This is a genomic window from uncultured Aureimonas sp., assembly GCF_913775355.1.
Classification (GTDB): domain Bacteria; phylum Pseudomonadota; class Alphaproteobacteria; order Rhizobiales; family Rhizobiaceae; genus Aureimonas.
The window spans coordinates 1-9187 of sequence record NZ_CAJYIU010000179.1; the positions used below are offsets into that span (position 1 = coordinate 1).

Annotated in this window: 12 protein-coding genes; 7 read left to right on the forward strand and 5 right to left on the reverse strand. The window is 70.3% G+C overall.

Annotation, left to right across the window (positions count from 1 at the left end):
- Positions 1 to 740: histidinol-phosphate transaminase (locus QZ753_RS11305; protein WP_294643784.1), on the forward strand; the 740-nt coding region annotated here is incomplete at its 5' end.
- Positions 737 to 1693: a prephenate/arogenate dehydrogenase family protein gene (locus QZ753_RS11310; RefSeq protein WP_294643786.1), complete on the forward strand. Its 957-nt coding sequence runs from the start codon at positions 737 to 739 to the stop codon at positions 1691 to 1693. The genes QZ753_RS11305 and QZ753_RS11310, both read left to right, overlap by 4 nt.
- An 8-nt stretch (positions 1694 to 1701) precedes the next feature.
- On the opposite strand, the gene QZ753_RS11315 is transcribed toward QZ753_RS11310, so the two are convergent.
- Entirely contained in the window at positions 1702 to 2736 is a 1035-nt protein-coding gene (locus QZ753_RS11315) for a DUF2125 domain-containing protein (RefSeq protein WP_294643789.1), read from the reverse strand.
- A 69-nt stretch (positions 2737 to 2805) separates the two neighbouring features.
- Between QZ753_RS11315 and QZ753_RS11320 the strand changes: the two genes are divergently transcribed.
- Entirely contained in the window at positions 2806 to 3318 is a 513-nt protein-coding gene (locus tag QZ753_RS11320) for a gamma-glutamylcyclotransferase (protein WP_294643804.1), read from the forward strand.
- Here QZ753_RS11320 and QZ753_RS11325 read toward each other — a convergent pair.
- The 4 genes from QZ753_RS11325 to ftsE all read right to left on the reverse strand — a co-directional run bounded on the left by QZ753_RS11325 (position 3315) and on the right by ftsE (position 6561).
- Positions 3315 to 4139, reverse strand: coding sequence for a 1-acyl-sn-glycerol-3-phosphate acyltransferase (locus QZ753_RS11325; RefSeq protein WP_294643790.1), 825 nt, complete (start codon positions 4137 to 4139; stop codon positions 3315 to 3317). The two genes, QZ753_RS11320 and QZ753_RS11325, sit on opposite strands and share 4 nt — an antisense overlap.
- A gap of 89 nt (positions 4140 to 4228) precedes the next feature.
- Positions 4229 to 4903 carry a YdcF family protein gene (locus QZ753_RS11330; RefSeq protein WP_294643792.1) on the reverse strand — a complete coding sequence of 225 codons (675 nt, stop codon included), beginning with the start codon at positions 4901 to 4903 and terminating at the stop codon, positions 4229 to 4231.
- 40 nt (positions 4904 to 4943) lie between these two features.
- Positions 4944 to 5909 (reverse strand): ABC transporter permease, encoded by a 966-nt coding sequence (locus QZ753_RS11335; RefSeq protein WP_294643793.1) that lies wholly within the window; start codon positions 5907 to 5909, stop codon positions 4944 to 4946.
- The gene (ftsE, locus tag QZ753_RS11340) at positions 5902 to 6561 is read right to left on the reverse strand and encodes a cell division ATP-binding protein FtsE (protein WP_055893141.1); all 660 of its coding nucleotides are present in this window, start codon (positions 6559 to 6561) and stop codon (positions 5902 to 5904) included. The genes QZ753_RS11335 and ftsE overlap by 8 nt, the downstream gene beginning before the upstream one ends.
- 182 nt (positions 6562 to 6743) lie before the next feature.
- On the opposite strand from ftsE, the gene QZ753_RS11345 reads away from it, so the two are divergent.
- From QZ753_RS11345 to QZ753_RS11360, 4 genes are all read left to right on the forward strand, one after another.
- Positions 6744 to 7076: a hypothetical protein gene (locus QZ753_RS11345; protein WP_294643797.1), complete on the forward strand. Its 333-nt coding sequence runs from the start codon at positions 6744 to 6746 to the stop codon at positions 7074 to 7076.
- Entirely contained in the window at positions 7073 to 7609 is a 537-nt protein-coding gene (hpt, locus tag QZ753_RS11350) for a hypoxanthine phosphoribosyltransferase (RefSeq protein WP_294643799.1), read from the forward strand. Before QZ753_RS11345 ends, hpt begins: the two co-directional genes overlap by 4 nt.
- Positions 7610 to 7709: 100 nt before the next feature.
- The gene (locus QZ753_RS11355) at positions 7710 to 8855 is read left to right on the forward strand and encodes a L,D-transpeptidase (RefSeq protein WP_294643800.1); all 1146 of its coding nucleotides are present in this window, start codon (positions 7710 to 7712) and stop codon (positions 8853 to 8855) included.
- A 141-nt stretch (positions 8856 to 8996) separates the two neighbouring features.
- Positions 8997 to 9187, forward strand: a 191-nt coding sequence (locus tag QZ753_RS11360) for a response regulator (RefSeq protein ID WP_294643802.1), incomplete at its 3' end; no start/stop codon positions are given.

Below are 9187 nucleotides of genomic sequence, written 5' to 3' on the forward strand. Positions count from 1 at the left end.
TCTACATCCGCGCCGCCGGGGCGACGCCGGTGGTCGCGCGCGAGCGTGACGAGCGCGCCGAGGTCGACGCGATCCTCGCCTGCGTCACCGCACGCACCAAGATCGTGTTCCTCGCCAACCCGAACAATCCGACCGGCACCTACCTGCCGGAGACGGAGGTTCGTCGGCTGCACGCCGCGCTGCCGGGGCACGTCCTCCTCGTGCTCGACGCGGCCTATGCCGAATACGTCCGGCGCGGTGACTACGAGGCGGGCGAGAAGCTCGTCGCCGAGTTCGACAACGTCGTGATGACGCGCACCTTCTCGAAGATCCACGGGCTCGCCGCGCTGCGCATCGGCTGGATGCTGGCCCCCGAAGCCATCGTCGACGCGCTCGACCGCATTCGCGGGCCGTTCAACCTCAACGCCATGGCGATCGCCGCGGGCGCCGCCGCGATCCGCGACCGCGACCATGTCGAGAAGACCGTCGCGCACAACGACGCGTGGCTGGAGCGCCTGGCGCGCGAGCTCTCGGCGCTCGGCTTGCGGGTGACGCCCTCGGTCGGCAACTTCGTGCTGGTCCATTTCCCCGACGAGGCCGGTCGCACCGCAGCCGATGCCGACGCCTTCCTGACCGAGCGCGGCTTCATCCTGCGGCGCGTGGCGGGCTACGGCTTCCCCAACGCGCTGCGCCTCACGGTCGGCTCGAGCGAGGCCAACGAGGGCGTCGTCGCGGCGCTGAAGGACTTCCTCGCGAAATGACGGAACCGCTCTTCGACAAGATCGCGCTGATCGGCGTCGGCCTGATCGGCTCCTCGATCGCGATCAACATCCGCGACCGGGGCCTTGCGCGCCACGTCTCGATCGCCACGCGCCGCGAGGCGACGCTGCGCCGCGCCGAGGAACTTCGGCTCGGCACGAGCTACCATCTCGATCCGGCGGACGCCGTGCGCGATGCCGACCTCGTGATCCTGTGCCTGCCGGTCGGCTCGTGCGGGGCGGCGGCGGCGGCCATTGCCTCGAACCTCAAGCCGGGTGCGATCGTCTCGGATGTGGGCTCGGTGAAGAAGGCGGTGGTGGACCAGATGCAGCCGCATCTGCCGCCCCACGTCCATTTCGTGCCCGGCCACCCGATCGCGGGCACCGAGCAGTCCGGCCCGGACGCTGGCTTCCTCGAGCTCTTCGAGAACCGCTGGACGATCCTCACCCCCCTGCCCGAGACCGACGAGGCGGCGACGGAGCGTCTGCGCGCCCTGTGGCTCGCGACCGGCGCCATGGTCGAGACGATGACGCCCGAGCACCACGATCTCGTGCTCGCGATCGTCTCCCACGTGCCGCACCTCATCGCCTACAACATCGTCGGCACGGCCGCCGACCTCGAGACCGTGACCCAGTCCGAGGTCATCAAGTTCTCGGCGTCGGGTTTTCGCGACTTCACCCGAATCGCGGCGTCCGACCCGACGATGTGGCGCGACATCTTCCTCACCAACCGCGAGGCGGTGCTGGAGATGCTGTCGCGCTTCTCGGAGGACCTCGCTTCGCTGCAGCGCGCGATCCGCTGGGGCGACGGCGAGGCGCTGTTCGACCTCTTCACCCGCACGCGCGCCATCCGGCGCTCCATCGTGCAGGCCGGCCAGGACACGGAGGAGGCGAACTTCGGACGCCTCAAGCCGCGCAAGGACCCCTGGAACGAGGCCGGCGCGCCCGGCGAATAGGCTTCTCGTCAGATGCGCGGCAGGCGGCCGAGGGGTATGAACCCGAGGCGCGCCTCACCGTCGCGCACCGCGACGTCGAGCACGGTCTCGCCGTTCTCCTGACGCCCGACGAGACCGATGCCGCCGGCGATCGTCGAGGCGATGCCGGCGGTGCCGGGCACGAGCACGGAGACGAGCTGCGCGATCGCCTGCGGGTTCTGCAGCCCCAGGCGGAAGTCGCCCGAGATCTCGCCGGTCTGCGACACGCGGAACGGGCCGGAGACGTCGACCGTCGCGCCGACCGAGGAGGTCAGGCGAAGCGTGCGGATGAGGCCGGCTTGCCCGCGCAGCGCCGGGCCGATCCGGCCGCCCGGCACCCCGTCGCGCAGCCAGTCCGCCGCGCCGTCGACAGTGAGGTCGGCCGCGAGATCGAAGGCGGGAATGTCGCCGATCGGGGGGATGGTGGCGACGACGCCCGTATCCGACAGGGCGAAGTCGAGGCCCGCGCCGTTCTGGCGGGCATGCGTCTCCAGTCGCGCCGAGCGGGCGAGCGGGGTCAGCGCCCCCGCCTCGCCGACGATGGACAGGACGGGCTGGTCGACTGCGATCGAGACACGCTCCATCCCCTCGCTCCAGAGGCTCGTCGAACCTTGCGCGAGCGCCCAGCTCATCTCCATGGTGGGGAGGTCGGGAACGCTGGCGCGCAAGGGGCCGGCGAGTTCGGCGACGATGTGTGAGGGCTGATAGACCTGCGCCGCCGTGCGCAGCGAGCCGGCCGACAGGCGGATGCCGTTCTCCGGCGCGTCGACGCCGACGCTGTCGCAGGAGAGGCCAATGCGGAAGGGGTAGCCGAAGACGCCGCGGTTGTCGCAGGTGATCGTGGTGCCGCCGCCCGCCGCCGCGTCGAGCGCCGAGGCGACGCGGCGGTCGAGTTCGCCCGCCAGCCAGTACCACGCGCCGGTGAGGGCGGCCGCCAAGACGACGACGAGGATCGCGACACCCGCGAAGACCCTGCCCGCACCCGAGCGACGGCCCGTTTCCTCATCCGCCCTTGACCTTGCCATCCCGGCATCCTTTCTGCACGGCCGAACCGGCGCCTTCATGAAGCGCCGGGAACGGGAATGGCAAGAGCGATGGACGATTTGTGGGTGTTCGGATACGGCTCGCTGATCTGGCGGCCGGGCTTCGAGTACGAGGAGCGCGCCAAGGCCCGCCTCGCCGGCTTCCACCGCTCGCTCTGCATCTATTCCCACGTCCATCGTGGCACCCCGGAGCGGCCGGGACTGGTGTTCGGGCTCGACCGGGGCGGCTCCTGCGTCGGCATGGCATTTCGCGTGGCGGCGACCAGCGCCGAGGCGACGATCGCGTATCTTCGCGAGCGCGAACTCGTCACCAGCGTCTATCTCGAGACGACCCTGCCGGTGCGCCTTCTCGACGGGCGGCCGGTGCGCGCGCTCGCCTATGTCGTGGACCGCGGCCACACGCAGTATGCGGGCCGCTTGTCGGTGGAGACGGCGGCGGCGCTCGTCGGCCGCTCGCACGGCCAGTCCGGCGCCAACCGCGACTATGTCTTGTCCGCGCTCGCCGAAATCCGTGCGCTCGGCCTCAGCGACCGCTGGCTGGAGAGCGTCGCGGCACGGCTCTAGAGCCCTTGCGTGCCCGCCGGCGCCCGCTCCTCGACCACCGGATGGGGATCGGCATCGGCGAGGAGACGCCTGACCAGATCGCTCTTCGGCAGGTCCGGGCGCTCGGCATAGGCGCGCTTGACGAGATCGAGCGAGCGGGCCTCGATCCGGTCGCGCAGTTCCGCGATAAACGGCTCACGCTCCAGCCCCGGCGGGATCGTCTCGAGAAACTCGGCCCGGATCGTCCCCGGCTCGCGGCGCACCGCCTGGCGCGGCCAGAACAGGCCGGAATTCAGGGCCACGGGCACGACGGGCAGCCCCAGTTCGGCATAGAGATAGTGGATGCCGGGGCGATAGTTCGGCGCGGTGCCGGGCGCCGAGCGCGTGCCTTCCGGGTAGATCACGATCTGGCGTCCCTCGGCCACCGCCTTGCGGGCGCCGGCAAGGAGCGAGGGCAGGACGGCGGCGCGGCGCGAGCGATCGACCGGGATCATCCCAAGATTCTTCGCGTACCAGCCGAAGACCGGAATGCCCATCAGCTCCTTCTTCAGGATGAAGGTCGGCCGCTCCACCGCCAGAAGGAGGACGATGACGTCCCAGAAGGACTGGTGCTTGGCGGCGACGATGCAGGGGCCGTTCGGCACGAGGTCGGCCTTCTCGACCGCGGAATGCGTTCGCGCCACATGGCGCAGCAGCCAGAGGCTGTTGCGGGCCCAGCCCTTCACGGTGCGCCAGCGCGCCTCTTCCGAGCGCAGGAAGAAGACCGGCAGGTTGATGAGGAGCTGCCCGATCAGGTGCGTGTAGAACAGGACCTGGAACAGGACGGAGCGCAGGGTGATCATCGGGCGAAAGGCTCGGGAAGTGCGGCGACCCATCGGCGGGCGCCCTCTCTTAAGGGGTGCGGCGGCGGAGGGGAAGCCGGGCGCAGCGCCTAGTCCGACCGCTCGGCCACGCGATGATGCGCGCTGCCGCCCAAGGTCGAGAGATCGACGCCCGTCGCCAGCCGCGCCTTCACCACCAGCACCTTGGCGTATTCGGTGACGAGAAGGCGCAGGCCGAGCCGCGTCGGCCAGCCGTCGCGCCGCCAGAGCTTCTCCGGCGACACGGGATAGGGCACGATCGCCGGCGGATCGGACACGCCGCTCATCTCGAGGAGCGAGCGGGGGATGTGGTAGTCGCTGGTGACGAGCAGGAGCCGCGAGAACCCGTGCTCCTTGGCCCAGCGGGCCGTCGCCTCGGCATTGCCGATCGTGTCCATCGCCTCGTAGTCGAGGTCGACGCAGCAGTCGATCAGCGCCATCTCGGTGCCGGTGGCGCGCGCGATGGCGCCCGCGCTCGTGTCGCGGTTCACGCCGCTGATCAGGAGCCGCCGCCCCTCGCCCTCGCGCAGGAGCCCGATCGCCTTGCGCAGGCGCTGCTCGCCGCCCGTCAGCACCACGATTCCGTCGGCATGGGCGGCGGTCGGCGGTGCGGACAGGGCCGCGACGTCGCTCGCAAAGCGCGCGAAGCCGCCGACGAGATAGGCGCCGCTCGCCAGCACCGCGAACAGCACGAGCCATGCGATGCGGCGCGGCCAGCGGCTGCGCCGTTCCGTCCGTATCGTCACCGCACCGCCTCGCCGTCAGAGCGGTCGTTCGTGTTCATTCTCATCCGTCCACCGGCGACAGCATGTCGATCGCGGCCAATTGGCTGGTGACCGTGATGCGGGAGGTGAGTGCGGTCAAGACGCCGATCAAGACCACGAGCGCCGCCGTGCCGCCGTAACCCCACCAGGAGATGGCGAAGGAGCCGAACAGCGCGCTGATCTGGTCGGCCTCGGGCGTCGCCTGGTTGGCCCGCGTCCACTGGCCGATCGCCAGGAACACGAGGAAGGCGCAGGCGCCCCCGGTCACCGCGCCGATCAGCCCGAGCTTCAGGAAGTGGCGCTGGAATTCGCCCGCGATGAAGCCGCTGCGCGCGCCGACGAAATGCAGGACCTCGATGATGTGGCGGTTGCCCGTCATCGCGCCGCGCGTCGCGAAGACGACGGTGAGAACGGTCGCGATCATCACGAGGCCGAGGATCGCGATCCCGATCAGCACCGTCGCATGGGCCATGGAGACGAGGCGCGAGACCCAGGCGCGGTGGTCGTCGAGGCTCGCCTCGGGCACCGCGGCGCGCACCGCCTCGCGCAGGCGCTGGAAGTCGGGCGGCGAGCGCTCGTCGATGCCGACGATCACGAGGCGCGGCACCGGCAGTTCGTCGAGATCGAGCCCCTCGCCGAGCCAGGGCTCCAAGAGCCGGCCCGTCGCCGCATCGTCGAGCGCGCTCGCCGAAACCACGCCGGGAACGGCGAGCACGGTCTCGCGGACCTTCGCCAGCGCCGCGGCCATGTCGAGCCCCTCGTCGGGCCGGACCTGCACCGTCACCTCGCGCGCGATCTCGCTCTGCCAGTCGGCCGCCGTGTCGGCGACCAGCGTGACGGCGCCGAGCGTCAGGCTGGCGAGGAAGGTCATGATGGCGATCACGGTAAGGAGCGCGCGGCCAGCGACGTTGCCGGGCGGCACGATCGGGGTCGGCCGCGCCTCGGCGCGCGCGCGCCACCACGCGAGAAGGGCGCGCGGATCAGTCATAGATCTGCAGCCTCCCCTCGGCGAGGATCAGGCGGCGCGCCTCGACCTGGTCCATCAGGCCGAGGTCGTGGGTGGCGATGACGACCGCGGTGCCGGTGCGGTTCAATTCCATGAAGAGGCGCAGGAGGCGGCGGGCGAGCGGCGGATCGACGTTGCCGGTCGGCTCGTCGGCGAGAAGAATGTCGGGCCGGTCGATGAGGGCTCGCGCGATCGCCGCGCGCTGCTTCTCGCCGCCCGACAGCACCACGGGCGAGGCGTCCATGCGCTCGCCGAGCCCCACCCACTTGATGAGGTCCTCGACGTCGCGCCGGTAGCTCGCTTCCTCGCGCCCGCGCACCCGCAGGGGAAGCGCGACGTTCTCGTATGTCGTGAGGTGGTCGAGCAGGCGGAAGTCCTGGAACACGACGCCGATGCGACGGCGGATCGCCGGAAGGTCGGTGCGCTTGAGGGTCGAGGCGTCCTTGCCGAGCACGGTGATCATGCCGCGCGTGGGTTTGAGCGCCAAAAACAGCATGCGCAGGAGGCTGGTCTTGCCGGCCCCCGACGGGCCGGTCAGGAACTGGAAGGACTTCGACCGGATCTCGAAGGTCAGGTCGCGCAGGACTTCCGGTCCCATGTCGTAACGCAAGCCCACGTTCTCGAACCGTATCAAGCCGCCCCGGCCTCCCTCTCGCGCCCGCGCCGCCCGGCGCCGAACCCCGTCCCTGATCCATCATTCCGGCCGCATTCGGGCCGCGCTCGTCATCCCACAAGCTTCCGTTAACCATAGGAGCTTACCGAATCCTGACCTGTCGCGCCGATCTCGCGCGCGATCCCACTCGGAAGGAGGGCGGCATGGAGCCGATCCACCGCGAAACCCGCCGCAGCCGGCATCAGGACGACTGGCGCAACGCCCGCGGCCTCGTGATCGAGGGCCATGTCGTATCGGGCGGCGCCACGGGCGGCCGCCCGTCCTTCACGTCGCCTTCGATGCCCCGCTGGGGCGCGGCGCTGGATGCCGCGGCCCGGCTCGGAGCCCCGACGCCCGGCCTGACCCTTCTGGCGCTCCCGGCGGGCGTCGCGCTGGCGGCGCTCGCCGTCTTCACGCTCCTGCCAGGCGAGCCCCCGCGCCACGGCGCAACCGAGCCGAGCGTGCGCGTCGCAGCCGCCCCGCAGGTGATCCGATGATCGAGGTGCGTGGACGCGAACTCGAGGTCCTCTTCGCCGAGGAGGCCATCGCGCGCGAGATCGACCGCATGGCGGCCGAGATCGCAGCGAAGGAGCCGGAGAATCTCCTCGTCGTCGCCGTGCTGAAGGGCTCGTTCGTCTTCGCCGCCGACCTCATCCGCGCGCTGCATCGCCACGGCGTCGCGCCCGAGATGGAGTTCATTTCCCTCTCCTCCTATGGCGCGGGCACCGTCGGCGGCGACGTCAGGATCGTGCGGGACGTCGAGGGCGCGATCGAGGGCCGCAAGGTGCTGATCGTCGACGACATCCTGGAATCGGGCCGCACGCTCCTCTTCGCGCGCGACCTAATGCTGAAGCGCGGTGCCACCGCTTGTGAGATCGCGGTTCTCCTCGACAAGAAGATGAAGCGCGCGGCCGCGATCGAGGCCGAGCATGTCGGCTTCGACTGCCCGGACGTCTTCGTGGTCGGATACGGCATGGACGTCGGCCACGCCTTCCGCGAGCTTCCTTTCGTCGGCCGGGTCGTGGACTGAACGCGGCCTTGCGACATTTAAGGCTCTGCGCGCTCGTGCGCGTGGAGCCGCAGCGTCGCTGACGCGTTGTCGCCTCCAATCGGATCAGGAGACGACGCCAATGCCCAAGCCGTCATGGATCACCCTCGCCCTGGTCCTGGCGATGGGCGAGAGCGCGCTCGCAGCGCCCCCGATGCCCGATCTTTCGGAAGGCGCGATCAACGGGGCGACCTTCGAGGACTGGACGGCGCGGCAGCAGGCCGCCGATGCCGCGGCCGAGAACCCGGCCGACCAGCCGTCCGACGGCGACGACGCCGGCCCGGTCGAGGACGGCGACGAACCAGCCCCGCCGGCAGGCTCCGAGACCGCAAAGCCGACCGCCGAGCCGCCAGCGGAGGCCGAAGCCGAGCCGGAGGACGCGCCGGATCCGTTCATGATCCGCGTTCAGGTGCTGCTCGACCGCGCCCATGCGTCGCCGGGCGTGATCGACGGCCGTTCGGGCGGCAACACCGAGAAGGCGATCCGCGCCTACGAGGAGGCGCACGACATGAGCGTCGACGGCGTCGTGGACGAAGCGCTCTGGAAGGCGCTCTCAGTGGATGGCGGCGCGGCGGTGAAGACCTACCAGCTGACGCGCGAGGACATCGACCAGCGCTACATCTCCGAGATCCCGTCGGACTACGGCGCGATGGCCAAGCTCGACTGCCTCTGCTACCGCGGCCCCTCGGAAATGCTCGCCGAGCGGTTCCACATGGACGAGAAGCTGCTTCTGGCGCTCAACCCCGGCGCCGACTTCAAGTCCACAGACACGAAGCTCATCGTCGCCGACCCCGGTGCGCCGCCGGAAGGCAAGGTCAACCACATCGTCGTCGACAAGTCGAAGGGCGAACTCTTCGCCTTTGATGCGGACAATCGCGTCCTGATGTCGGCCCCCGCCACGATCGGCTCCGAGGACACGCCCTCGCCGAGCGGCACGATGAAGGTCAACGGCAGCGCGCCGAACCCGACCTACGAGTACGATCCGGACAAGAACTTCCAGCAGGGCAAGAACCGGAAGAAGCTGACCATCCCGGCCGGCCCGAACGGCCCGGTCGGCGCGATGTGGATCGACCTGTCGAAGCCGACCTACGGCATCCACGGCGCGCCCGAGCCCTCGCAGATCGGCAAGACCGGCAGTCACGGCTGCGTCCGCCTGACCAACTGGGACGCGGAGGCGCTTGCCAAGCTCGTCCAGCCGGCGAAGACCACGGTCGAGTTCAAGGGCTGAGGGCGCGCGGAGCGCCTTCACCAACGGTTAGCCCTGTTCGGTAAGGGTTCGGACAAGGATCGCCCCGCATACTCCGTGCCACGGACCGGGCCTTGCCCTGTCCGGCCGGTGCTTTCCGGCGGATGCGAGGAAGAGGACACCATGGCCCGAATCTTGATCGCCGAGGACGACACCGGCATCCGGCTTCTGGTGGCGCGTGCCCTGCGCCTCGAAGGCCACGAGGTGCTGGTCGCCGAGGACGGCGAGATGGCGGTGGACATTCTGGCCGAGGAGAACGGCGCGTTCGATCTCCTCCTGTCCGACATCCGCATGCCGGGCATGACCGGCATCGA

Coding starts and splice junctions, on each gene's coding strand:
- QZ753_RS11315 (WP_294643789.1), bottom strand. CDS start 2,736: ATGGCAAGGTCAAGGGCGGATGAGGAAACGGGCCGTCGCTCGGGTGCG.
- hpt (WP_294643799.1), top strand. CDS start 7,073: ATGATCGAGGTGCGTGGACGCGAACTCGAGGTCCTCTTCGCCGAGGAG.
- QZ753_RS11310 (WP_294643786.1), top strand. CDS start 737: ATGACGGAACCGCTCTTCGACAAGATCGCGCTGATCGGCGTCGGCCTG.
- QZ753_RS11325 (WP_294643790.1), bottom strand. CDS start 4,139: ATGATCACCCTGCGCTCCGTCCTGTTCCAGGTCCTGTTCTACACGCAC.
- QZ753_RS11335 (WP_294643793.1), bottom strand. CDS start 5,909: ATGACTGATCCGCGCGCCCTTCTCGCGTGGTGGCGCGCGCGCGCCGAG.
- QZ753_RS11320 (WP_294643804.1), top strand. CDS start 2,806: ATGGACGATTTGTGGGTGTTCGGATACGGCTCGCTGATCTGGCGGCCG.
- QZ753_RS11345 (WP_294643797.1), top strand. CDS start 6,744: ATGGAGCCGATCCACCGCGAAACCCGCCGCAGCCGGCATCAGGACGAC.
- QZ753_RS11355 (WP_294643800.1), top strand. CDS start 7,710: ATGCCCAAGCCGTCATGGATCACCCTCGCCCTGGTCCTGGCGATGGGC.